This window comes from Paenibacillus sp. G34 (assembly GCF_056856875.1).
On the sequence record NZ_CM166469.1, the window covers coordinates 6,429,184 to 6,452,767 of the forward strand.

At 44.4% G+C, this 23,584-nt stretch carries 24 protein-coding genes and 1 tRNA gene; 2 read left to right on the plus strand and 23 right to left on the minus strand.

Annotated elements, in window-relative coordinates; genetic code table 11:
• Nucleotide 1: 1 nt before the first annotated feature.
• The 18 genes from rplI to rpsF form a co-directional block, all read right to left on the minus strand.
• A complete protein-coding gene (gene rplI, locus AC1VYS_RS28885; RefSeq protein WP_482912510.1) occupies nt 2-445 on the minus strand; it encodes a 50S ribosomal protein L9 in 444 nt (147 codons plus the stop codon).
• Entirely contained in the window at nt 442-2,439 is a 1,998-nt protein-coding gene (locus tag AC1VYS_RS28890) for a DHH family phosphoesterase (RefSeq protein ID WP_482912511.1), read from the minus strand. Before AC1VYS_RS28890 ends, rplI begins: the two co-directional genes overlap by 4 nt.
• A gap of 11 nt (nt 2,440-2,450) precedes the next feature.
• Nucleotides 2,451-3,362: a DUF2232 domain-containing protein gene (locus AC1VYS_RS28895; protein WP_482912512.1), complete on the minus strand. Its 912-nt coding sequence runs from the start codon at nt 3,360-3,362 to the stop codon at nt 2,451-2,453.
• A gap of 5 nt (nt 3,363-3,367) precedes the next feature.
• Nucleotides 3,368-3,670 carry a MazG-like family protein gene (locus tag AC1VYS_RS28900; RefSeq protein ID WP_090923575.1) on the minus strand — a complete coding sequence of 101 codons (303 nt, stop codon included), beginning with the start codon at nt 3,668-3,670 and terminating at the stop codon, nt 3,368-3,370.
• 203 nt (nt 3,671-3,873) lie between these two features.
• Nucleotides 3,874-4,299 carry a CBS domain-containing protein gene (locus AC1VYS_RS28905; RefSeq protein WP_441929775.1) on the minus strand — a complete coding sequence of 142 codons (426 nt, stop codon included), beginning with the start codon at nt 4,297-4,299 and terminating at the stop codon, nt 3,874-3,876.
• A 197-nt stretch (nt 4,300-4,496) separates the two neighbouring features.
• The gene (locus AC1VYS_RS28910) at nt 4,497-5,531 is read right to left on the minus strand and encodes an LCP family protein (protein WP_482912513.1); all 1,035 of its coding nucleotides are present in this window, start codon (nt 5,529-5,531) and stop codon (nt 4,497-4,499) included.
• Between the two features lie 250 nt (nt 5,532-5,781).
• A complete protein-coding gene (locus AC1VYS_RS28915; RefSeq protein ID WP_482912514.1) occupies nt 5,782-7,371 on the minus strand; it encodes an MFS transporter in 1,590 nt (529 codons plus the stop codon).
• 276 nt (nt 7,372-7,647) lie between these two features.
• Nucleotides 7,648-10,065, minus strand: coding sequence for a S9 family peptidase (locus tag AC1VYS_RS28920; protein ID WP_482915158.1), 2,418 nt, complete (start codon nt 10,063-10,065; stop codon nt 7,648-7,650).
• Between the two features lie 111 nt (nt 10,066-10,176).
• Entirely contained in the window at nt 10,177-11,073 is an 897-nt protein-coding gene (locus AC1VYS_RS28925; RefSeq protein ID WP_482934448.1) for a D-alanyl-D-alanine carboxypeptidase family protein, read from the minus strand.
• Between the two features lie 221 nt (nt 11,074-11,294).
• On the minus strand, nt 11,295-13,121 hold the full coding sequence (locus AC1VYS_RS28930; RefSeq protein ID WP_482912516.1) for an oligopeptide ABC transporter substrate-binding protein: 1,827 nt from the start codon (nt 13,119-13,121) through the stop codon (nt 11,295-11,297).
• Nucleotides 13,122-13,140: 19 nt separating this feature from the next.
• Complete coding sequence (locus tag AC1VYS_RS28935) at nt 13,141-14,046, minus strand: ABC transporter permease (protein ID WP_482912517.1); 906 nt, start codon at nt 14,044-14,046, stop codon at nt 13,141-13,143.
• A 28-nt stretch (nt 14,047-14,074) separates the two neighbouring features.
• Nucleotides 14,075-15,037: an oligopeptide ABC transporter permease gene (gene opp4B / locus AC1VYS_RS28940; RefSeq protein WP_482912518.1), complete on the minus strand. Its 963-nt coding sequence runs from the start codon at nt 15,035-15,037 to the stop codon at nt 14,075-14,077.
• Between the two features lie 7 nt (nt 15,038-15,044).
• Nucleotides 15,045-15,977, minus strand: coding sequence for an ABC transporter ATP-binding protein (locus tag AC1VYS_RS28945; RefSeq protein ID WP_482912519.1), 933 nt, complete (start codon nt 15,975-15,977; stop codon nt 15,045-15,047).
• 4 nt (nt 15,978-15,981) lie between these two features.
• A complete protein-coding gene (locus tag AC1VYS_RS28950; RefSeq protein WP_482915159.1) occupies nt 15,982-16,980 on the minus strand; it encodes an ABC transporter ATP-binding protein in 999 nt (332 codons plus the stop codon).
• Nucleotides 16,981-17,720: 740 nt separating this feature from the next.
• Nucleotides 17,721-18,314, minus strand: coding sequence for a M15 family metallopeptidase (locus AC1VYS_RS28955; protein WP_482912520.1), 594 nt, complete (start codon nt 18,312-18,314; stop codon nt 17,721-17,723).
• Nucleotides 18,315-18,564: 250 nt separating this feature from the next.
• Nucleotides 18,565-18,834 (minus strand): 30S ribosomal protein S18, encoded by a 270-nt coding sequence (gene rpsR / locus AC1VYS_RS28960; protein WP_090923587.1) that lies wholly within the window; start codon nt 18,832-18,834, stop codon nt 18,565-18,567.
• Nucleotides 18,835-18,891: 57 nt separating this feature from the next.
• Nucleotides 18,892-19,377: a single-stranded DNA-binding protein gene (gene ssb / locus AC1VYS_RS28965; protein ID WP_090923588.1), complete on the minus strand. Its 486-nt coding sequence runs from the start codon at nt 19,375-19,377 to the stop codon at nt 18,892-18,894.
• A gap of 51 nt (nt 19,378-19,428) precedes the next feature.
• The gene (rpsF, locus tag AC1VYS_RS28970) at nt 19,429-19,722 is read right to left on the minus strand and encodes a 30S ribosomal protein S6 (protein ID WP_434748659.1); all 294 of its coding nucleotides are present in this window, start codon (nt 19,720-19,722) and stop codon (nt 19,429-19,431) included.
• 215 nt (nt 19,723-19,937) lie between these two features.
• Between rpsF and AC1VYS_RS28975 the strand changes: the two genes are divergently transcribed.
• Nucleotides 19,938-20,132, plus strand: coding sequence for a YjzC family protein (locus AC1VYS_RS28975; RefSeq protein ID WP_342553557.1), 195 nt, complete (start codon nt 19,938-19,940; stop codon nt 20,130-20,132).
• A gap of 453 nt (nt 20,133-20,585) precedes the next feature.
• Here the strand turns inward: AC1VYS_RS28975 and AC1VYS_RS28980 are convergent.
• The 4 genes from AC1VYS_RS28980 to AC1VYS_RS28995 form a co-directional block, all read right to left on the minus strand.
• Nucleotides 20,586-20,676, minus strand: a tRNA-Ser gene (locus tag AC1VYS_RS28980).
• A 154-nt stretch (nt 20,677-20,830) separates the two neighbouring features.
• Nucleotides 20,831-21,040, minus strand: coding sequence for a DUF951 domain-containing protein (locus tag AC1VYS_RS28985; RefSeq protein ID WP_251508552.1), 210 nt, complete (start codon nt 21,038-21,040; stop codon nt 20,831-20,833).
• Nucleotides 21,030-21,974, minus strand: coding sequence for a mechanosensitive ion channel family protein (locus tag AC1VYS_RS28990; protein ID WP_482912521.1), 945 nt, complete (start codon nt 21,972-21,974; stop codon nt 21,030-21,032). Before AC1VYS_RS28990 ends, AC1VYS_RS28985 begins: the two co-directional genes overlap by 11 nt.
• Nucleotides 21,975-21,986: 12 nt before the next feature.
• On the minus strand, nt 21,987-22,238 hold the full coding sequence (locus tag AC1VYS_RS28995; RefSeq protein WP_441929819.1) for a putative Se/S carrier protein: 252 nt from the start codon (nt 22,236-22,238) through the stop codon (nt 21,987-21,989).
• A gap of 129 nt (nt 22,239-22,367) precedes the next feature.
• Between AC1VYS_RS28995 and yyaC the strand changes: the two genes are divergently transcribed.
• Nucleotides 22,368-22,973, plus strand: coding sequence for a spore protease YyaC (yyaC, locus tag AC1VYS_RS29000; RefSeq protein ID WP_482912522.1), 606 nt, complete (start codon nt 22,368-22,370; stop codon nt 22,971-22,973).
• Here yyaC and AC1VYS_RS29005 read toward each other — a convergent pair.
• Nucleotides 22,948-23,448 (minus strand): DUF4446 family protein, encoded by a 501-nt coding sequence (locus AC1VYS_RS29005; protein WP_090923593.1) that lies wholly within the window; start codon nt 23,446-23,448, stop codon nt 22,948-22,950. The genes yyaC and AC1VYS_RS29005 overlap by 26 nt on opposite strands.
• Between the last annotated feature and the right edge of the window lie 136 nt (nt 23,449-23,584).

Consider the following 23,584-nt stretch of genomic DNA (forward strand, 5'->3'; position numbering starts at 1 on the left):
CTTACTCCTCCGTTACCTGTACCTTCAAGGTTGCCTTCACTTCAGGGTGAACCTTGACGGTCACTTGCGTTACACCGAGCGTACGGATCGGATCATCCAGCTCAATTTTGCGCTTGTCTATTTTCAGGCCCTTTTTGGACAAAGCTTCCGCAATCTGTTTGCTCGTAATCGCACCGAACAGACGGCCACCCTCACCCGCTTTAGCCTTGAGCTCCGTTACTTCTGCCTCCAGCTTCTTCGCAAGTGCTTCAGCTTCGGCTTTCTCTTCCTGCTTAACTCTTTCTTCAGCCGCCTTCTGATTGTCCAGTGTCTTCATGTTACCCTCCGTTGCCGGACGTACAATTCCCCGTGGCAACAGAAAATTCTGTGCATAACCCTCAGATACTTCCTTCACTTGCCCCTTCTTGCCTTGACCCTTCATATCTTTTATAAAAATGACTTTCATTCGAATAACCCCTCTTCCTTTTCGATTTCAGCCAGGACGTTCATCAGCCGTTTCTCCGCTTCTCCCAGCGTTCCTTCAAGCTGCACGGCAGCATTGGTTAAGTGACCGCCGCCACCTAATCGTTCCATAACAACCTGAACATTCATGCGGCCCAGTGATCTTGCACTGATGCCAATCAATCCATCCGTTCGCTCACTGATGACAAATGAAGCGACCACGTCGGTCATGTTCAGCAATGTGTCCGCCACTTGGGCGATCATCATCTGTGAGATCTTGTTGCCGGGGCCAGTGACCGCCAGCGCAATATTCCCATATACCATTTTAGCATGCTTTATGATTTCTGCCTTAGCAATATATTCTGACAGATCCTCTTTCATCAGCTTCTGGACCATAATGGTATCTGCACCGCTACGACGAAGGAAGCCAGCTGCTTCAAACGTTCTGGAACCGGTATGCAGTGCAAAATGCTTCGTATCCAGCGTTATACCGGCAAGAAGAGCCGTTGCTTCAAGCGGAGTAAACTGTACCTTTTCGTGAATATATTGAAGAAGTTCTGTCACAAGTTCAGCGGCAGATGACGCGTAAGGCTCCAGATAGATCAATACTGCATCATTAATAAATTCCTCACCACGGCGATGATGATCCACCACGACCACACGCGTTGCGGATTGCACCAGCTTAGGTTCCATCGTCATCGATGCCTTATGGGTATCCACAACTACCAGTAGTGTATGTTCTGTCATCATCTGCGTGGCCATCTCTGGCGATACCAAAGCTTTGGATAGCTTCTCGTCCTTGTTTACCTGTTCCATCAACCGTTCAATAGAGGGATTCACCCCGTCTAGTACAATGCGAGCCTCTACATTGTACAGACTTGCGGCCTTCCACACCCCAATGGATGCACCGATGGCGTCCATATCCGGCATTTTATGCCCCATGATGAGTACGCGATCACTCTCCTGCATCAAGTCACGGAGTGCATGAGCAATAACTCGCGCTCTGACACGCGTTCGCTTCTCCACCGCATTCGACTTTCCACCGTAAAAGGACAAGCGCTGGCCCGATTTCACGGCTGCTTGATCCCCGCCGCGTCCAAGTGCCATATCCAAACTTGATTGCGCCAGTTCTCCCATCTCGCTGATACTGTCCGAACCAGATGCAAGTCCAACACTTAGTGTCATCGGCACTTTCAGGTCGGCTGTCATCTCCCGAACCTCGTCCAGAATAACAAACCGACTCTGCTCAAGCTCCTGCAGGGACCTGTGATTAAGCATCATCAAGTAACGATCCGATGACAGACGACGGAGATAAACTCCATACTGCTTCGCCCAAGCTGTAATCTCACTGGCGACTCGTGCGATAAGCGCTGTACGTTGCTGGTCATCCATACCTTGAGCAGCCTCATCCAGATTGTCCAAGACGAGAATACCCAACGCGATACGTTCGTTCTCATATTTATCCCGAAGTATAGCTAACTCCGTGATCTCATACACATATACATACCGCTCCTGCGGATTGTGGATCACGCCGTAATACCGATCATCCAGTTGAAACTCATCATGAAATTCCTTGGGTGAAGGCTCTTTCGATCCATCCTTATCCTTCTTCTCCTTCGGTTGGGGAAGATGGGGAAACAGGTTAAGCAGTGAATTCCCGACTACGGTCTTCTCATGAAACATCTCCGCAACAAAGCGGTTATGCCACTCTACTGTACGGTCTTCGCTGTACAGCACAATTCCGAATGGAAGCATGCTGACTGCCTCGCCCTCCATACGTTTAATACGAATGGTAAGACCATTAATGTAGTCGTTAAGCTCGCGTCGGAAAACGAGCTCTGCCTTGATCATGACGATTCCCAGCGCCGAAGCCAGTATCAGACTAATCAAACCAAGCGTCCAGTTATAGATAGTAACTAACATCACGAGTAGCAACAGCAGTATGAACGCCCATACGGTATAATAGCCGTGCCAGCGTTTCTTTAGAAATTTAGGCATGACTCATCACCCTATCGTTTTGATTTCGATATTGCCTCACGGATCGGGAACGCCAGATCAATAATGCCGACAATGCGAAGTGGACCAATGAAAAACACTGCCGCTCCCAATAAAAATGGGATAATCGGATTCCATTTTCTTGTATATGAGAGGAAAAAGAAGAAACCGATGGCCTGAATCATGAAACCAAGATTAATTAATGGTGACAAGTTCATCGCAATCATCTTCCAATATGATCCGTCATTTTGTCTGGATACGACCTCGATAATCAATGCGAGGAAATAATACCAGATCAATGCACGTGGCATACGCCATTCTCGTGCAGGTGGAAGTTTGGATACGTTTAAGCCCATAACACTAAGAATTGGACGAGCAATGATGTGTGTAATGAATGCCATGACCATCGATGTAACGACCAGCGCAAAAGGGATCATTAACTGGGTTTGTTTGGCAACATCTTCAGTCATCTCAGGGGTCCACACAAATCCATTAATCATCTGACTTGATGAATTAGTGAGCGGTTCAATAGTTAACTGAACCACATCTTTGATATAACTGGACAGATCGAATTGGAAAATCAGACTTCCTATCAAAAGTAACAGCAGATACTCAGCCAGCATCGTTCCGGCACCTGTCATTAAAGCAAACAATGCCGATTTTTGTTTCTTATATGCGTGCCCCATAACGATGGCCGGCAATATTAAGATCAATAAAAATAACAGATAAATCGGGTGAACCATAACCAAAATAATAGCAACAGGCGCAAGATGCAAAATAAAGGATCTTACAGGTAGTGAGGCATACAAAATAACTCCCGGAATCATCACAAAAAATATAGAGAGTACCGATAACGGAGTTAACAGCGAAAGTATCAGAAGTAAAAGTACTACACTCCAGACAGCTGATTTAAAGCTAAATTTCAACAAATTCACCTCTTACGCATATGATCTTCGAGCGCGGAAATATCCTGGTACCAGTCTTCAAGCTGGTGACCTTCCTGTTTGTGCTTTTTCAACTTCTCAACCAGCAGTGCATCCAGATCCTTAAACGGAATACCGAGCCTTCGGCCCAATATGTAACTGCTCATCATTAAACTGGCAAGACTATCTCCGATTCGAATCGTGCTGCCTTCCCATAATGCTTTGAATAATCGGGATACCTGATCAAGTACTTCGGTTTTCAGCCATTCAATCACTTTAGCACGCTTGGCTACATCCAGTTCTTTAGGCATTTGGCGAAAGTCACTCTCCCCGAAAAAGCTTTATTCTCGATTATAGCATAAAAAGGGGGCTGGCAAAATTACCCCAAAAAGCGCAGAAATCTCCGAAACTCCATGTCAGGTACGATGCCGAGCCCCGCACGTCTTATTCTTATATATTAGTAATAATCGCTGTGATTATCCCTGTCCGTTCATCATTTTGAAAAGAGTTCAACTTATTTTGCCTTCATGGACTCCTTGGCTACAATTCCTTCACAGTATTCGATGATCTGACTACGTCTCACAATGCCGATAAAACGCTCCATGTCATCCACGACCGGCACAAAATTCTGCACCTTAGCCAGATTAATTAAGTCCTCCATATTGGCATTAATAGATACCGGCTTGATATCGAGCCTTAGCGGAACATCTTTTAGCAGGAATTTTGAAGCGTTTTCAAATGATATCTTTCCCTCCGCATTTTTCATATACCACAATAGATCGCCTTCTGTAACCGTACCAATATATTTGCCTTCCTTATTCAAAATAGGCACTGCTGTAAACCGATGATACTCCATCCGTTCCAGCGTTTGCCGCAGTGTAGAGTCCGACGTCACACATGTAACCTCTTGTTTGGGCAGCAAAAAAAATGCGATGTTCATACCCTTGTATGTCCTCCTTGTTTATTTCTACTTCCAACATGCTCGCTCAACTTATATTATACGCTATAGAACGAAGGATGTTCCAAAAGGATGAAGTTCTTACACAATGAAAAGTCTCACACAAAGAAAAAAAAGCAGCCCGCTCATTAAACGTACTGCTGATTGTTGTGTAAGACAACCCATCTGTATGGAGTTAACTATTCAATCTTTTGCCGCTCAGGAATCATGACTTCACCGGCTGGGGTCGATTGATCCATCCAGTTTTTAATCAGTTCTTTGGCATATTCAACATCTTTCTTATCTGCACGGCCATAATAAATGCCGTTTTTACGCATACCTTCGCTCAAAATCGTGAAGCTGGAAACCTGCGGTTTCTCCTGTGTCAGAACCTGCTTCGCCAGATCGATAATAAAAGTAGGCTGCATGTCGGTCTGAAAATTATCCCCCATGATCTGAAACAGCTCAGGGATCTTCGCGATCTGGTTTACATTCAACATCTTGTCTGCAAAAGCATTCAGGAAAATTTGCTGCCGATTCGTACGGTTAAAATCACTGTCTTCACGGTATCTTACGTAATAAAGTGCTTCCTGTCCGTCATAGATCGGTTTGCCGCCTTTAATCGTGAACTGCTCATGATTTGGATCTTTGTTCACGATATCCTTATCAATTGGCAGTGATATGCCCCCAAGGGCATCAACCACCTTTTTGATCCCCTGAAAGTTAATCGTTGCGTAATAACCTACGTCGGCATCAAGGAACTTTTCCACCGTATTGATGGACATATTCTCCCCGCCGAAGGCATAAGCATGCGCAATTTTGTCGTAATCATCCGTCCCATCCTTATCCGCATCTCTTCCTACGATCTGTACATATGTGTCACGCGGAATAGATACAAGCAGCACTCGGGATTCCTTCGGGCGAATAACAGCATAGATGACTGCATCCGAACGTCCGCGTGACTTCTCATAGTCTCGTTTATCGGAGCCCAGAAGCAACACAGAGAATGGTTCTTTGCGATATACCGTTGGATCAGGCGTTTTATTGCCTTCCTGCGGCACATACGAATGTGTCAGCTGTGCTTCCACCGTATCAGCCAGAAACAGGTCAAATGCGGCTACAGCGAGCTGCTGACGGAAAACATAACCGCCAATGATCAAAACGACAAGGGATATGAGTGCTATATATAGGCCTTTGCGACTTTTCTTCTTCTTTTCTTTAGTTCTGCTTTTCATCCATCGATTCCTTCTTCACTCTCGAAATTGAAATTCTTTACTACCCATTAAACTTGGGTGACGTCTGATGACACGCCGTTCTCCAAACTTTTATTTCTCGTTGAGCTGGAGTACCGCTGATGCTCGTTCTATTGTAATCATTCCTGCATCGTGAAAAGTTACAATCGGGTTAAATTGAAAAGAACAGCAACTCCTTTTTTGGTTACAAAAGGTTCACTGTTCTTCTGATACTCTCGTATTTCTCCTTATGTTACGATGACCCTAGCGCCCCATCGGCATTCTGCTGTTTCTCTTTTTGACGAAGACGTCCAGTCACAAGGGCAACGACTAGCGTCAGCACGCTAAAAATAACCGCCGACCAGAACAGCCCGTTGTAACCTTGCCCTGTCGTTTGATGTACAGCCTGAAGCAACGTTTCTCGTATATTTGCATCTGGAATCCTCGACAATCCGGCCATCAGACTGGAGACATCATTTCCCGATGCTCCTCCAGAAGAATATTGCTCAAGCATGGCTGGCGGGATATCAATTCCCCGATCTGCCAAACCTGATTGGATATTTGAACCGAGGTTAGTAAACGAACGTGCGAGAAATCCGGCAAAGATCGTCGGTGCAATAGCCATAGCCATCTGGCGGAACAGGGAGCTTGTTGCTACCGCAATACCTTTATTGTTCTCACCTGCCTGTTCGGTCACCAGCACGTTGACTGGTGCACCTAGCATCATGCCAAAACCTATACCGACAAGGGTACTCGCAATGACAAACTGCCAGATATGCTCTACCCACAGCGGGAACAATAGGAATCCGATCGCAGAGAGCAAGCCTGCCATAGATAACGTCCAGATCGGACCTTTGCGGTCAACGAGGTATCCCCCTCCACCTGCTCCAATGCCCGAGGCCAGCGCAAGCGGCGTAAACCAATATCCAGAGGCTGTGCTCGATACACCCAGATATTGCTCGACAAAACCTGGAATGAATATGACGGAGGCCAGAATGGCACCTGAGAAAAAGGCAATAAGCAACGTCCAGCGGAAGGACGCAATGCCAAGCAACTTTGTGGAAACGACCGGTTCACGGTCGGACCCTTCCAACCTTTTTTCCATAAAATAAAAGATCACGAGCACAGCTACACCCGCCAAAAAGAAGCTATAGAACATCGGTGAAGCCAAGCTTTGAAGCATATTTACACCGTCCAGATTGCTGAAGCTGTACATCAGACTCAGTACGCCCAACGTTAAGACCGCTATACCGCTCCAATCGACAGCTGCCCGGCTGAGCTCCTGTTCTTCCTGGATATAACGGATGCCGGCAATGAACAGCAAGATTGCAATCGGTACGTTGATAAGAAACAACCAGTGCCAGTTCCCGGTAACATCAAGAATAAACGCACCGATATTGGGTCCAAGAATAGCTGCAATGCCGTTCATACCTCCCAGAAGGCCAAGAGCGGTACCCTGCCGCTGAGCAGGAAATTTGCTAAGTACATAAGAGCTTGCAATGATGAATATCCCGCCACCGCCAAGTGCCTGTATGACTCTGGCAATCAGGAAAAATGTAAACGAAGTACTGAGTGCAACAAGAAGTGATCCAATTCCAAACAAAGCAACCTCGATGAGAAACAGTTTCTTGCGTCCAAAACGGTCCGACAGCTTGCCCGCAATCGGTACGCTGATGGCAAGTCCAAGTGTGTACAGTGTAATCGTCCATGCACCCCACGTTGGGGATACACCAAACGAAGCATTTAACGTGGTCAGCGACGATGTAATAATTCCGTTATCCAGTGCAGCCATAAATACACCTACAGCAAAGAGAATCAATGGCCATTTCATTTCTTTTTGCATTCGAAGTCCCTCCTAAGTCTGATCTTGTTTCTCCCTCTTGTCGGTACACATTTGTCGGCTCACAATGATATTTATATAAACCCGAATGAATAGTAATGACTCACTGGTCATTTTAAAATAAAGCGAGTCTATATGTCAATTGATGAATATATTTAGATGCTTACCATGTATAACATTGGCATTTCATTTTAATGATGAATTTCTCTGTCTGTTGATCCGAAAAAAGAGGTTGTGCCCCAATCCCCTATGGGAATCAGAGAACAACCTCAGCTCTTGTTACTGCATTAAATGACGGTTCAGGAACTTCTCCATAGCACGGTAGAGATCCAGTCGGTTCTCCACATTGGCGAAGCCATGACCTTCATTCATTTTCAACATATAAGGTACATCTACTCCACGTTTACGCAACGCTTCGACAATCTGATCAGACTCTGCCTGTTTGACACGCGGATCATTGGCACCCTGAACAACCAATAATGGTGCTTTCATCTGATCGACATGGAAGAGTGGTGAGATTGCGGTAAGCAGCTCTTTATCCTTCACAGGATCACCTACACGCTCATAAAACAAAGTGCGCATCGATTCCCAATAAGGCGGGAGTGAGTCAAGTAGTGTAAAAATGTTGGATGGACCTACATAGCTAATCCCGGCAGCATATACATCAGGCGTGAAGGCTAAGCCAGCCAGAGCTGCATAACCTCCATACGAACCACCATAGATCGCTACTCGTTTCGGATCAACTGTACCTTCTTTTACCAGCCAGTTTACACCATCCGTGAGATCATCCTGCATCGCTTTACCCCACTGTTTATTACCTGCCTCCAAGAACTTCTTGCCGTAACCTGTCGATCCTCGGAAATTCACTTGCAGTACAGCATATCCACGACTCGCCAGAAACTGAACGTCTGGAATATATCCCCATGAATCGCGGGCCCACGGTCCGCCATGCGGAAGAACGACCAGTGGAATTTCAGAAGCTTTGGCACCTTGTGGTAGCGTTAGATACCCCTGAATGTCCAGACCATCACGAGACTTGAATGTAATTGGTTTCATATCTGCCATTTTGGTCTCGTCAATCCACGGAGCCGTATCCGCCAGCTTATCGAGTTTGCCTGTTTTTGAATCGTAGAAATAATACGTGCCCATCGCTTTGTCACTGTAAGCAATAAAGAGTACCTGCCCATTATCACTTGTGCTTACAATGCTGACCTCTTTACCAGGTACCTTGGCTTTGATATCTTGCATTAGTGTCTTGAAATTGTTATCAAAATACTCATAGTTGACCTTGTCTGTCTCATAGACTACTGCAAGGATCTTCCCTTTTTCCTTGGAAGGAATAACATTGCTCACATCCACATCCTTGTTTTCAAAAAGGGTTTTGATCACCTTCTTGGTTGCTGGATTGTACTCCACAATAGCCATTTTGTCTTGCTCCAGATTAGAGACGGCATACATGTTTTTGTTGTCGCTGGTAAACATGAAGGGGGCAAAAGTATCTCCCAGATCCGTTGTGATCAGTGGCTGGAACGGCTGATTCTCGGCCTCACGGTACATCAAGGAAGATACATTGCCATCACTGGATACGGCCACACGGATTTTCCCTTCATGGTCTGTCATCCAGCCTGTAATATTACCCGGGTTCTCGGCAGCAAGCACTGCTTCACCTGTTTTGATATTGATACGGTATACGTCAAAAATTTTCGGATCACGCTTATTCATGCTCACCAAAATCTCATCTGGAATATTCTCCAAAGAATCGACGAGCATAGCTCTTGTGTTTGGATAAGGCGTCAGATCTTTGCTGTTTTTGCCATCGATATCTGTAACATACAGGTGATAATTCTCATCTCCGGCCGCATCCTTGAAATACAGCAGTTTGTCATTGGTTGCCCATGCAAACCCCGCAATACTCCGATCCGTTTCACTTGTAATACGTACAGGCTTATCTTGACCATTTGCCGTAACCACGATGTTCATCCGATCGTTCCACGGCTCCATGTAAGCCAAACGTTTGCCATCTGGAGACATTTGGAAACCTGCCTGAGCAGGCTGTTTGAAGAAGTCCTCAAGCGGTGTGAGCCCTGCTTTCTTCACATCAAGGCCCAGCGCAAGATACAGTGCACTCGCAAATTCCCCATGTGTCACTGCTTGTTTCGCATGAAATGCACTACCTTCGATAATAAAATGTTGTTTAACTCGAACAGCATCATTCACATGTACAGCCGGGATTTGGTCAGCATCACTATAAACCACCTGGATCCCATTATCTTTCAGTTCAAATGCACGTGTGAACAAAGAGGCCATCTGGGCACGTGTGAGCGGAGCATCTGGAGCATAACCTGTAGCTTTACCTTGAATGAGTCCGCCTTGTTTCAACGAATAGATGGCTGGTGCGGCAGCATCATCTGCCGAAACGTCTGCAAAGCCTGTTAGAGTTGCCGGGGCATCCAGTTCAAGCACACGTTGCAAAATGATTGCAGCCTCTGCACGTGTAATTGGTGTTGCTGCTTCTTTCATTCCGTCCGTGGTACCGTCTATGTATCCCAGTTGTTGCAGGGTCTGTGTTGCTTTGGAAACAATCGATTCCGAGACTGCCGCCGTAGGTTTGACCGCTTCGGCTGCCTGCACCGCAGGCTGAATCAAAGCGATGGACATTGCCATGGACAGCGTGAGTGCATATACTCTTTTACTCATTGAGTTCAAAAGATTTCCCCCTTAAAAGTGAATTACGTGATATCCATATCCTATTTTACTATAATTATCCAAACTCCAACAGCGGCAACTTTCCTTGACATGGGGAGTATTCTAGTTCATTTTCGTGTTCGAAAACCCATAATTCATCAGCTTGCGTGTTTCAATGAAACGACCTTCTCGTGTATCCGTCCCAAACACAACTGAAATCAGCCGCTTGCCATCCCGCTCAGCTGTTCCAACGAAGTGGTAACCGCTGTCCTCATCATACCCGGTCTTTAATCCGTCATTGCCATCATAAGCATAAGGACCGCCAATTGAAGACAACATCCAGTTTGTATTGCTCATATAGATGCCTTTCTGGTGCAAGGACACTTGCATTTGATTAGAGATCTTAAGAATCTCGGGGTGATGGTTGAGCAAATACCTTGCAAGCTTGCAAGCATCCATTGCTGTCATCAATGTTTGTCCTTGGATATCCTGCGGGCGGTTAGGACCGAGCAGAGTCTCGCTTAGGCCTGTGGAGTTGGTGAAATAGGTATCCTCTGACAAGCCTATCTCAGCTGCCTTCTGATTCATCCGTTGTACAAATTGATGCTCTGAACCGCTAATGTGCTCTGCCAAAGCAACTGCAGCATCATTAGCAGAGTATACTGCCACCACTTGGAATAGCTCCTGAACAGTGAATCGGTCCCCCTGTTTGAGCGCAAGTTGATTGCCCCCAACTGAGCTGGCATACAGGCTTACATTCACTGGGTCATCCCAACGAATATCACCTTTCATTGCGGCTTCCATCACGAGTAACTCGGTCATTAACTTGCTGACACCTGCAGGAGCAATCTCCTCAGAGCCGTTATACTCCATGAGTACCTGTTCCGAATTCATATCCATTAAAACGGCCGATTCCGCTTTAATGCCTGGTTTACCAACCAGCATGTCCGGTTTTACTCCCAAATATATTATTATTAATAAAGTGAACAGCATTCCTGCCCGTTTCCACCATATTTTCATCGATTCATCACCTCTTACTTATATAGACGAAGCGAAGAGGCATTTTGTCTGCACTTTTTTGAAAAAAAGTTAAATTTTTTTTATTTTTTGGTTACAAAAAAACATGGACTCCATACACCCCATGCCAGAGTGTCGGAATCCATGTTTCGATCATCATTTTAAAGTAACCTTTTTCTGAATGGAAGGCACTTTAACATAAGTCAGATGAAGAGATTAATTGATTACTGAGCAACCACTGGTTTATCGGCATTTACAGCCAGATCGCTCAGGTAGACGCCTGTTCCATCACCAATCGCATAATTCATTACACGTTTGTTAACAGGAGCTACCACGGCACGATACAACGTTGGGAATACTGGAACTTCATCCACCATGTATTGTTGCCATTCATTGTAGATCTCTTTACGTTTATCTACATCAAATGCTTCAGCAGAGACACCACGTGCCAGCAATTTGTCATTCTCTTCACTGGAGAAACGCGGGAAGTTATAGAGTGCATCACGTCCATACAGACCTGATGGATCTACGTCAATACCAACACCCCAAGCCGCTTGATACACATCTACATTTGGATCATCTTTACCTGTGTTACCTACACGGTCATAGAAGTTGTTAAACTCGATCATTTCCAAGTTTACTTTCAGACCGATTGCTGCCCAAGATTGAACATAGTAACGTGCGAGCGGCTCAGCAGTGTCGCCACCTGTCATGGAAATAAAGTTGATTTCAAGCGGTGAACCGTCTGGCTTCGTGCGGAATTCTCCGTCCAGTTTGTAGCCAGCTTCGTCAAGCAATTTCTTTGCAGCTTCCGGATCATATTTCACACCTGGATTGTTGGAATCATGGAATTCAGGGTGAGAAGGTGGAATCAATGTTGTTGCATTCCAGCGAAGACCGTTGTAGAAACGTTTACCTACTTGGTCATTATCTACAGCCATCCACATTGCTTTACGCAGGTTTTTATCGCCCATTTTTGCGTCAGGATTGGATTTAACTTTATTGTTTTCAGCGTCCCACGTTCCCAGCTTGAAGCCGATATACGTATACGCACGGTCAATTGCACCCAGGAATTCTACATTGGAGAGGTTAGCATTATCTTTATACTGATCTGTCGGGAAGGCATCTACCAGATCTACTCCACCAGATTTCAGCTCTTGAACAACCGTTTTCGGGTTGATTACTTTCAGTGTCACTTTATCCAGTTTTGGAGCTCCACGCCAGTAGTCATCGTTTTTAACATACGTTACAGACTCACCTGGAGTAATGGTCTCTACTTTAAACGGACCAAAACCGATTGGTTTTTCACGTACCTCTTTGGAAGAAGACATTTTCGCTACATCCATGCCACCAAAGATATGTTTCGCTAATGGATATGTCCATACGCCGCCTGTCAGCAGGGATGGCGTTGCTTCTTTATACGTAATGCTGATTTGTTTGTCGCTCAACACTTTAATACCAGAGATTGTTTTTGCTTTTCCAGCATGGAAATCTTCCATACCTACAACACTTGTGAAGTTGGAATCATAACGCGGACCATCATAGCCTTTGCTACCAATAACTTCATAAGCAAACTGCAAATCTTCAGCCGTTACCGGCTTGCCATCATGCCAGTTTACATTGTCACGAATCGTGAGTGTAAACGTTTTGCCATCTTCAGATGTTTCGTATGTCGCAGCACCATCATTGGTGTAGACATAGTCTTTATCCCAAGCCAGCAAACCTTCGTCAAACCATTGCAGAACTTGTACATCCGGGTTACCAGAGTAGAAGTTGTAGTTCAATGTTCCTTCGAAAGCTGTATCCGATACGAGACCAAAGGTAAGTGATCCACCTTCAATAGCTGTACCTTCATTTGTTTTGACATTGCTGAAATCTTCAATGGAGTAAACGCCCTCTTCTTTTGTGGGTTTCTCCTCCGTTTTTCCTTCTTCTGTTTTTGCTCCCGGTGCAGGATTAGCTGCCTCTTTCTCGGAGCACGCCGCAAGCGCCAATACAAAGACCAGCATCATCGTGAAAAATAGTCCTCGTGAAAATAATCCCTTTTTCATGAACCTTTCCTCCCTTTTTTTAACCTCTTCTTTGTCTTGCATCCGTCGCACGTTTCAAGGCCTGTCCGACATTATTTATACTCAACATCAATACCAGGATCAGTAATGATGCAGGTAGCCAAATCCACCATCTGTATTCCAAGGTTTGCGGATTACGTGCGTAACTTACGAGTGTTCCAAGACTTGGTGTACTTTCCGGAAAACCAAATCCCAGGAAAGACAGCCCGGATTCAAGTCCAATATTGGCTGCGAGGTTCAATGTCATCGTAACGATGATTATTGAACTCAGATTAGGAAGAAGCTGAGATACAATAATTTTAAAGTGAGAAGATCCAAGTGTTTTGGATGCTTTAATATACTCCAGTTCGCCCTCCTGAAGTGCCTTGGATCGAATCAACCTGGCAATTCCCATCCATAGGAAGGCGGTCATTATGAGCGAGAATGAAACGATGTTATATTTCGGTACAGCTGTTACAAAGGCGATAACCATCATTAAGAAAGGCAGGATCATGAAAAAGTCGACCACACGCATGAACATATTATCAATCATGCCGCCGAAATATCCCGAAAGTACACCAACCAGAATACCGATGAATCCAGTCATTATAGTAACTAAAATACCAATGGTTAACGAGTTTCTCGTTCCAATGACAAGCTGACCGAATACATCTCGACCACCATAGTCTGTTCCCAGCCAGTATTGCGCGGATGGCGGCTCATATAGTGCAAACAAGTCGACTTTAACAATGTCGTCCTGATTCAGAATCATAGAGGATCCATATACAAGAAGGATGACAAGCCCCAGAAATATGAGTGAAACGAGGGCTAGTTTGTCCCTGGCCAGTTCTCGCCATAAGATATTTAAGCTGGAAGGACTTTTATCAACTTTCTGTGAAGTTACAACAACATCATTGGCCTTGCTCATCTGTTTTCACCCCGAAATCTTCAAGTTCTTACTTAATGCGAATACGCGGATCGACCAATCCCAGAATAATATCAGACAGCAGTGAGCCTAGAATCGTAGCAATTCCGTATAATAATACGAGCGCTGTGACTACACTGAAATCCCGTAATAAGATGGAATTCAGGAACAACTGTCCCATACCTGGGTAGCTGAATATACTTTCAATGAAGATGGTCCCGCCAATTAGCCCCGTAATTTCATACCCGAAAAATGCAGCAATCGGCAACAGGGAGTTTCGCAAAATATGTCTGTTGTAGATCCGGGATTCCGAAGCACCTTTGGCTCTTGCTGTGAGTACAAATTCTTTGTGTTTGATATCAATAATCTCACTGCGTAAATATTGTACCGTGGATACGGTGGAGATTAACGCCATCGATAAGGCTGGCAGAAGCAAATGGTGTATCTTACTTATGGCATATTCAAATGTTCCTGGCGTAAGCCCTGGAGCCACACTTCCCCCGGTCGGGAACCAGCCAAAACGGAAACCAAAAATCCAGACCATGAACAGAGCGAAAATAAAGAGCGGTGCTGCAAAACCCAGATACGTGTATCCTGTGATCAAACGGTCAGACCAAGTATCGTTATAACGACCACTGATAATACCGAGTGGAATAGCAATAAGATACGTAAGAATGAGTGTTGCCAAAGCAAGCCAGAAAGTATTGGCAATTCGTTGACCAATAAGATCTGTTACTGGCATTTTGAAACGGAAAGATTGTCCGAAATCACCCATTGCAGCATGTCTGATCCAGTCCCAGTACTGTATGTACCATGGATTGTTCAGCCCCAGTCGTACACGCTGTTCTTCTAGCGCTTTGGGATCAATACTTGGATCAAGCAAACCCGTTAATGCATCACCTGGCATGGCTTTGGCCATCAGGAAGACCAGAATACTGAGCAAAATAACTTGAGGAATCATTATAAATATTCGGCGTACAATAGTTTTCCACATATGGCTTTCAACCTTTCTGAGGTAAAGCTACCCGGTGAGTATCGGAAATAGATTGGAGCGAATAAGCAAGCCCTTCCTCATCGAAGAAATTGCGGTATGAGTTTTCATACTCGGATTTGATCTGCTGTCGGAAAGCTATCATTTCCTCACGTTTGGTCGGGTCCATATCCGGAATCGCTGCAATAAGACGTTTAGTATAGATATGTTGGGGATTTTCAAAAATATCATCTGTTGTCCCTTGTTCCACATATCGACCTTTATACATAATTCCGATCTGGTCGCACATATGGCGAATAATGCCCAGATCATGACTAATAAACAAATAAGTCAGATTCAGTTCCTTCTGGATCTCCTGCATGAAGTTGAGCACTTGGGCTTGTACAGACACATCAAGTGCAGATACAGGTTCATCAGCAATGATCAGTTTTGGCTTGAGTGCAATCGCACGAGCAATTCCAATCCGTTGGCGCTGTCCTCCCGAAAACTCATGCGGATACTTGTAGATAGACTCCGGACTTAATCCTACCTTCTCTAGCAAGTTACCAACCTGTCTCTTCTCTTCTGTTGCCGTTAGTCGCTCATAGTTTCGGAGAGGCTCAGCAATGATGTCCATAACACGCTTCTTCGGATTAAGAGACGAGTAAGGATCTTGGAAAATCATCTGTACATCCCGCTGAAGCTGGCGATCTTTGCGTCGTTCTTTGGTCAAATCCCTGCCATTAAATAAAATTTTGCCACCCGTCACATGATTCAGACCAATCACAGCTCTGCCTGTTGTTGTCTTGCCCGAACCGGATTCTCCAACAAGCCCGTAAGTCTGGCCTTCCTCAATGGAGAAGCTGACATCATCAACAGCCTTGACACTGCTTATCTCCCGTTTCAGTAATCCTCCGCGAATCGGAAAGTGTATTTTGAGTCCTTCTACTTCAAGTAGTGCCATTATGTTATTCCTCCTCCGCTTGATCAGGGAAATGAAAGTGCTGATAGCAGGTACACCTTACAAAGTGTCCTGGTGCAATTTCATGCATCTGCGGGTTATCTTCATGAGCTGATTCACTGATCCATGGAATACGAGCCTTGAATCGGCACCCCTGCCGAGGAAGATTTTTAAGAGAAGGCACAATGCCTTGAATGACATGTAATTTAGATTTTTCTTCACTGAGAGTGGGAATGGAATTAAGCAATGAACGTGTATACGGATGCTTGGCATTGCTCATCAACGTGACGATATCTGCAATTTCAACAATTTCACCTGCATACATAACAGCTACGCGGTCAGCCATCTCAGCCACTACACCTAAATCGTGTGTGATCAAGATAATACCTGCATTAATCTCTTTCTTCAGGTCTCGGATTAGCTCCAGGATCTGCAGCTGGATGGTAACATCGAGTGCTGTCGTTGGTTCATCGGCAATTAATAGTTCTGGTTTGTTGGCAATCGCAATCGCGATGACAATTCTCTGTCTCATGCCACCAGATAATTCGTGGGGATATTGCTTATATATTTGTTCGGGACGTGGAATCCCTACCTGGTTCAATAAGTGAATAACCTTGTCTCTCTTTTCTTTGGAGGACAGCCTCGGTTGATGAAGTGTAAGAATCTCTTCGATCTGTTCACCTATGATCATTAGAGGGTTAAGTGCGGATAGTGGATCCTGAAAGATCATGGCCATTTCTTTTCCGCGTAGTTTGTTTAATTTGTTAGGGGAGATGTTCGCGATATCTTGCCCTTTGTAGAGAATCTGGCCTTCGATTTTGGCTTTGTTATGCAATCCCATTAGAGAAAATGCAAACGCACTTTTACCTGATCCTGATTCGCCCACAATTGCCAATACTTCATTCTTCTTAACCTTAAGATTAACGTGATCAACTGCTGCATAATAATTATCTTCAATTCTGAATGATGTCGTTAAATCTCTGACTTCCAATAGCTCATTATTCAAATCAATCACCCTAACCCCGTTATTTCCGCAGACTGTATTCGTAAGTAGAAGAATGCATCCACTGTATATTTCCATGTTCTTCAATAAATTGAACAAAAGTGTATACAACATACCTTATCGTTAACAGAATCAAGATTATAGTCTTCAATTTAAACCATTGGTCAATTAATGTTGATAATTCCTACAGGAATTATACATACAAATAATTACTGTAATCATACGTGTAATTTTAGTTAACGTCAATCATTATTTTGAGATTTTTGGAATAAATGTTTACTAAACTACAGTTCTGGGTAATAGTTATGTTTAAAAGCTATACTTGCCAAGGTTTTTGCGTAAAACGTAAGGTTATTTGGGTATGTTTCATAATTATAAGAGGTATTTTGTATTAATCATTATAGATTCATATATAACATGCCTATTACATGAAGTGTAATTCCAATATTAATTAACGTGAGAAAAAGTTAGTTGGTGTGAATATCGTGTCATATTTACGGGGATTATGTCGTTTAAAATTTATATATATAAGAAGTCATACAAACCCGATTTATATACAGTTATTCAAGGTTTGTATGGTGTGCGTAAAAATCTAGTTATTATAGTATAGTTTTATTTAATTGTTGCTGTAAAGAGTTAATTGTCACTTTTGAACATTTATTTTACAAAAGAAAGAAAAAAGTCCTGCAACAAGCAGGACTTTTCTAATAATTATTCATAAATATGCATATATACTATTCATTTTATGGTTCAACCGGGGGTCTTTTACCACGCTTTAAGTCACGAATGCTTAAACCAAAATCCATCTGCAAATGCGGATAGTCCGGAAAATTAGTCCAGTCTCCACCCCAGGTAAAGCCCAGTTCTTTCGCTAAATCAACAACTTCCATCCAATCTGATTTACCATTGCCATTATCATCTCGCTCCATATCCCATACAATCTCTCCGTCCGGAGTCCTCAATGCAAAATCAATGGCAAGTCCATAGTTATGATAAGATTCCCCACCTCGTGCATTCGTAACAATATTACCAGAGGACGATCGTCCTTGAGCAAACAGAGTATCCTGTTCTTCCTCACTTCGGTATCCGTGTGTAACCACAACATTTATGCCGCGTCTGGCAGCCATCCGGACTAATACGCCTTCACTTTCAGCAACAACCGGGTGCAAACCTGTAATTGGTAAAGGCTCAGGGATTGTCTCTTCTTTCCATAGCTCTCCCAAGTCTCCCTTTTGTTGCAGCCATACATATACAACCGATAGGATCATCGTTGCGATTATCCAGTTCCTTAAGCTTTTCTTCCTTCGCTGTCTTTCTTTACGTTGTGATGAATTCATATACTCTCCCAGGTCTAATCTATTGATGAACCACTTTCTTCGCTATACGAATAGGCTCATCTATGGCAGACTACATTCTATTATAATTCATCTTAGCTTTGAAAGCTTCTTCTGTAAAACTACATGATTATACGTTTTCATTTTCCTTTAAATTTCATGTTTTTTTTATCATGAGTCGTAGCATTTATAGAAAAAATAAAAAAGCAGCCGGCTATAAGCCGACTGCTCTTGTATGCAAACTGAGTAAAGACTACTCAGTTGTGTATGGCAGCAATGCGATTTGACGGGAGCGTTTGATTGCAATCGTCAGCATGCGTTGATATTTAGCGCTAGTACCTGTTACACGGCGTGGCAAAATTTTTCCACGTTCGCTGATAAATTTACGAAGCAAGTCCGTATCTTTATAATCGATGTGAGTAATTTTGTTCGCTGTGAAGAAGCACACTTTACGACGTTTGTTGCGACCACCACGACGTGCCGGTCTTTTATCGTCTCCGCCTTCTCTTTGCTTGAAGCCCATGCTTTTCAGTCCTTTCCTATCATGTAACCCATATCTCCTAAGGAGTATCGGCCCACGTTAAAATGGCAAATCATCATCCGATATATCAATCGGTTTTCCGTCATCGGAAAAAGGATCCTGATTGTTGCTACGCGCAGCATTATTATTGCTGGCACGTCCGCCGCCGCCTCCATAAGAAGGCTCTTCACGCATAGGTTGTCCCCCGCCGCCACCGCCTTCGCGGTTAGCTGACTCCAAGAAACGAACATTATCGGCAATGACTTCGGTCACGTATACACGCTTTCCTTCGTTATTCTCGTAGTTCCGTACTTGAATGCGTCCTTCGACTGCAGCCAGACGACCTTTACGCAAATAATTTGCACAAGTCTCAGCAAGCTGTCTCCAGGTTACGACCGGAATAAAATCTGCTTCCCGCTCTCCTCCTTGGCTTGTAAACGGTCTGTCTACGGCCAAAGTAAATTGTGTCACGGCTACTCCTGCTGGAGTGTAACGCAACTCAGGATCCCGGGTTAACCGGCCGATCAGAATGACACGGTTCAACAATGTAATCCCCTCCTTCTGAGCGTATTGGTGCGATAATCACGAGTTATCGTCTTAGGCAGACTTAACGTCGTTGGTAATGAGATAACGAATTACTTCGTCAGAAATCTTCATGAGACGCTCAAGCTCAGTAACTACTGCTGGTTCAGCAGTGAAGTGTACCAGAACATAAACACCATCACGGAATTTCTTGATCTCATACGCAAGACGGCGTTTACCCATAACGTCGTGAGCTGTAATCTCACCACCGCCGTTGGAGATGATGCCTTGGAATTTATCGACTGTAGCTTGAACAACTTCTTGCTCAACGTCAGGACGAATAATGTACATCACTTCATATTTGCGCATAATTTTCACCTCCTTATGGACTCTGGCCCTCAATCCAGGTTGAGAGCAAGGAACGAGCACAAACTCGAACTATATTAATATAACAAATACGCTGACGAAATGCAAGCAAACGTTCCCTGTGCATATTGGTACATAATCTCTAACATGAATAGCCCTCTGCTGGAACAGACTATAGAAGTAACAATGATCTCATTCTGTGGAGGAGGCTGCTTATTATGGGCGAAAGAACCGAGTTTGAACCGGGAGACAAAGCGCCAAACGATGGAGAGTATACTGAAGTGGGAGAAAAAAGTTTTCACACGGAGATTAATGACCCCAAGCGAGTAACCTTGAAAAAAGGCGAAGCCTTTCCGGAAACGAGCAATCAAAACCGCAAGTGGAAAAAGCTTACCAAAGCACGCGTCCACTAAATATTTTTTCATGACCGCGTATATAAAACGTCAGTTAGCACATAATACAATCAGGCGGTGCACGAGAGAGGTGTGGTTCCGTTGGACAACGAAGCCGATTTTTCGCTGTTGGGGATGCATCACGTAATATAAGAAGCTTGTGGGTGTGTAAGACCTTTGTCTGAAGCACGGGTATTGCTGCAAGCAGTACAGCCAGCGTTTCTGTCGTTACGACTGATGATTGTGATCTAACTAAACATGTGCCGCCGGATAAAGAGCCCTTAGGGGCTCTTTGTTTCTTTACTTCTTTATTTTTGTTTACTTTTGGACAACTATTTTTATAACATGCCATATGAGTAAATTACACATGAAAAAGGACTTCCCCATTGGGAAGCCCCTTAACCATTTTTTATAAGAACTCCATTCCATGGAGCTATGTACATTATATCTTTCACTGAACAATAAAGACTGAAGTGGCGGAAAGGGTGGGATTCGAACCCACGCACGCTGTGACACGCCTAGCTGATTTCGAGTCAGCCCCCTTGGGCCTCTTGGGTACCTTTCCGCAGCAAAATTGATTATATCACGCTTGTAGAAGGAAATCAACACCTATGCCCTGCCTGCATGTAAACGCTATTCCCCCAGTACATTTCAGCACACCTATCTGGATAAATCATGCGGCTCAAACCGGGGATCTGTTTTCCTCTTCTACCTTATCCTCAGGACTCCGCATCCTCTTCAACCGAACGAAGCACTTTTTTCATGTTTTTCTCAAACTTGGCCCGGGGAATCAACACGCTATGCTTACAGCCAACACACTTGATCCGGATATCCATCCCCATACGAATGATCTCCATCTCATTGCTTCCACAGGGATGCTGCTTTTTCATCTGTACGATATCTCCAAGCTGGAAACTTTTACGCTCCACCTGCACCATCTCCCTCATTATTATCCATCGCAGCCGCCTGCTCCAATGCAGCCAGTTTGCTTCTCTCATGGTACTCGAGTATTTTCTTTACATCTCCCTGAATTTGGCGCTCCACCGAAGACCTGGAGTTCGGCATACATTCTGCTACCACACGAATGACATAATCAGAAGTGGACATCGACTGGATACCTAGCACATCCGGCACCTTCACAATATTCAGATCTCGTTCTTCAATGCCTGCGAGTGATTGCTTCACCAAATGTACGGACTCATCCAGTGTCAGATCAGCCTTCATCGGGATATCCACTACAGCGAGCGAATTAGACATCGAATAGTTAGTCACACTTGCAATCGTACCATTCGGAATGATGTGTACTTCCCCTTGCCAGCTTACCAGTTTGGTTGTTCGTAGACCGATAACCTCAACCGTTCCTTTAAACGTCCCTGTCTGAATCACATCTCCTACAGCGAACTGATCCTCTAATATAATGAAAAATCCCGTGATAACATCCTTCACCAATCCCTGTGCGCCAAAACCAATCGCGAGTCCCAAGACCCCGGCACTGGCCAGCAGTGGACCAACTTGAACATTGATCTCCGATAACAGTAGCAGAATCATAATAAAATTACATGTTATCGACGTCGCATTTTTCAGCAACTCACCAATCGTTATAAACCTTCGCGGATTCACACGTATTTTGCCTTCTTGCTTCCGTGCCATCGAACGATCAATAACCCGGGACACCACTTTAATCACAATACGGCTGATAATGAAAATAATGAGGATGCGAATCGAACTGAACATGATGTTAAGCCACATATCCGTATCCGAAATTTTAGCCCACACTTGATCCGTCCAACGGATGGCGTTAGTCACTGCCTGTTGAGGCGTTTCATTACCAGAAGTACTTCCTTGGGCAAAATAAAATGACATTTGATCACCCCTCTACATCGGTATGTTATCATAGCTGTCTTCGGTTTTGAAATAGAGGCCACGAATCTCAACAAACTCATCACGAATAATTTTCTGTACTCGCATCAGATCCTCTTTCGGAAACTGAATGCACAGTGCACATCCCGCCGTAATCTCCTTAGGTGTTGGAAACAGATCGATTTCGATCTCGGCAAACTCCAGCAGCATCTCCGCGCGCAGTGCCTGCTGTGTTGAATCAAAAGCAATCAGCATCCAATTGTCCATCCATTCGTCCATGTCCTGCTCCTTTCACCCATCAGCGGCTCTCAGGCAAAAAGCCTGTCCTTGCGAAGTATAAAACACTCTACCTTTCCATATACTGATACTACTATTCCAAGGGAAAGGATAGATCCTATGAATCCTACTTCGCGTTCCTTTTCGTCGCAAGATATGACCAGTTTGAAAATTCCTCACACTGATCCAGGCGTACACTCCGCCATTGTACATCGTTTAATGTTCCATCTCTACAAAGCTCATTCCTTGCAAAATGTAGTGATTGTCTGCATCGGTACAGACCGCTCCACAGGTGACTGTCTCGGACCGCTGGTAGGGACGTCACTCGCCAAATGGGACAGCCCCCTGTTCCATCTGTATGGCACATTGGATGAGCCTGTTCATGCTGTAAATCTGCAAGATACACTGCACAACATTTACAACACCCATCACAATCCATATGTGATAGGTATTGATGCCTGTCTCGGTCAATCCGCAAGTGTCGGTTGCATTCAGGTGGTTAACGGCCCGCTTAAACCTGGCGCAGGGGTGAATAAAGAATTACCGCCGGTCGGCGATATCCATCTGACAGGTATCGTTAACGTCGGCGGTTTTATGGAATACTTTGTGCTTCAGAACACACGACTAAGTCTCGTTATGCGGATGTCTGAAATTATAGCAAGCAGTCTCTATTCGGCAATTCGGGAGTGGCATACCCGGTCTACTCTGCTTGCTGTGCCAGAGTAATGGCTTCCTTTTCCTCTGGGGAAAGTGTATACGTTGACTCTCCCCCTTTTAGAGGTTTTGCATATACATATGAACCGTCACGGTTAAATAACCCGGTAAGGATCATACCGTCCTGGCTTTCATTAATCATGGCTATCGAAAAGCTCAGGTCGCTGCCACGCTCTCCGTACGCGTTATATCTTTTCACACCGACCTTGCCCTGAATACGAGCCAGCTTCTGCAATGCTGTTTGCAACTGATTCGTTTGCAGCTTGTGTTCATCCTCAATGCTATCCATCTGAATCTTCAGATTGATTAGCAGAGACTCCAGATCCTCCACGCCACTGCCAGCCATCATGGCTTCGTATTTACGTTTAAACTTCCGTAACTTTGCCCCTTGAGCAATACTCACGATCAGTAAAATCACCGTAAGCAATGCCAATCCGCCAATAATCCACAATAGCTGTTCCAGAATCAGCTCATTTAATTCAGCCATGTAAGTGCAACTACCCCTCTATGTTTTTGATCAGATTCACGTCTGTCCGTAGTCCTTAGCTTTTATTATAAATCAACCCGTTATCCAAGGAATTAATCATATATTTCCATTTTAAATAACAGAATGTTGAAAACTT

Bases quoted from the DNA above. Each gene is read 5' to 3' on its own strand.
- rplI (WP_482912510.1), bottom strand. From the start codon at position 445: ATGAAAGTCATTTTTATAAAAGATATGAAGGGTCAAGGCAAGAAGGGG.
- AC1VYS_RS28890 (WP_482912511.1), bottom strand. From the start codon at position 2,439: ATGCCTAAATTTCTAAAGAAACGCTGGCACGGCTATTATACCGTATGG.
- AC1VYS_RS28900 (WP_090923575.1), bottom strand. From the start codon at position 3,670: ATGCCTAAAGAACTGGATGTAGCCAAGCGTGCTAAAGTGATTGAATGG.
- AC1VYS_RS28905 (WP_441929775.1), bottom strand. From the start codon at position 4,299: ATGAACATCGCATTTTTTTTGCTGCCCAAACAAGAGGTTACATGTGTG.
- AC1VYS_RS28910 (WP_482912513.1), bottom strand. From the start codon at position 5,531: ATGAAAAGCAGAACTAAAGAAAAGAAGAAGAAAAGTCGCAAAGGCCTA.
- AC1VYS_RS28915 (WP_482912514.1), bottom strand. From the start codon at position 7,371: ATGCAAAAAGAAATGAAATGGCCATTGATTCTCTTTGCTGTAGGTGTA.
- AC1VYS_RS28920 (WP_482915158.1), bottom strand. From the start codon at position 10,065: ATGAGTAAAAGAGTATATGCACTCACGCTGTCCATGGCAATGTCCATC.
- AC1VYS_RS28925 (WP_482934448.1), bottom strand. From the start codon at position 11,073: ATGAAAATATGGTGGAAACGGGCAGGAATGCTGTTCACTTTATTAATA.
- AC1VYS_RS28930 (WP_482912516.1), bottom strand. From the start codon at position 13,121: ATGAAAAAGGGATTATTTTCACGAGGACTATTTTTCACGATGATGCTG.
- AC1VYS_RS28935 (WP_482912517.1), bottom strand. From the start codon at position 14,046: ATGAGCAAGGCCAATGATGTTGTTGTAACTTCACAGAAAGTTGATAAA.
- opp4B (WP_482912518.1), bottom strand. From the start codon at position 15,037: ATGTGGAAAACTATTGTACGCCGAATATTTATAATGATTCCTCAAGTT.
- AC1VYS_RS28945 (WP_482912519.1), bottom strand. From the start codon at position 15,977: ATGGCACTACTTGAAGTAGAAGGACTCAAAATACACTTTCCGATTCGC.
- AC1VYS_RS28955 (WP_482912520.1), bottom strand. From the start codon at position 18,314: ATGAATTCATCACAACGTAAAGAAAGACAGCGAAGGAAGAAAAGCTTA.
- rpsR (WP_090923587.1), bottom strand. From the start codon at position 18,834: ATGGGCTTCAAGCAAAGAGAAGGCGGAGACGATAAAAGACCGGCACGT.
- rpsF (WP_434748659.1), bottom strand. From the start codon at position 19,722: ATGCGCAAATATGAAGTGATGTACATTATTCGTCCTGACGTTGAGCAA.
- AC1VYS_RS28975 (WP_342553557.1), top strand. From the start codon at position 19,938: ATGGGCGAAAGAACCGAGTTTGAACCGGGAGACAAAGCGCCAAACGAT.
- AC1VYS_RS28990 (WP_482912521.1), bottom strand. From the start codon at position 21,974: ATGTCATTTTATTTTGCCCAAGGAAGTACTTCTGGTAATGAAACGCCT.
- AC1VYS_RS28995 (WP_441929819.1), bottom strand. From the start codon at position 22,238: ATGGACAATTGGATGCTGATTGCTTTTGATTCAACACAGCAGGCACTG.
- yyaC (WP_482912522.1), top strand. From the start codon at position 22,368: ATGAATCCTACTTCGCGTTCCTTTTCGTCGCAAGATATGACCAGTTTG.
- AC1VYS_RS29005 (WP_090923593.1), bottom strand. From the start codon at position 23,448: ATGGCTGAATTAAATGAGCTGATTCTGGAACAGCTATTGTGGATTATT.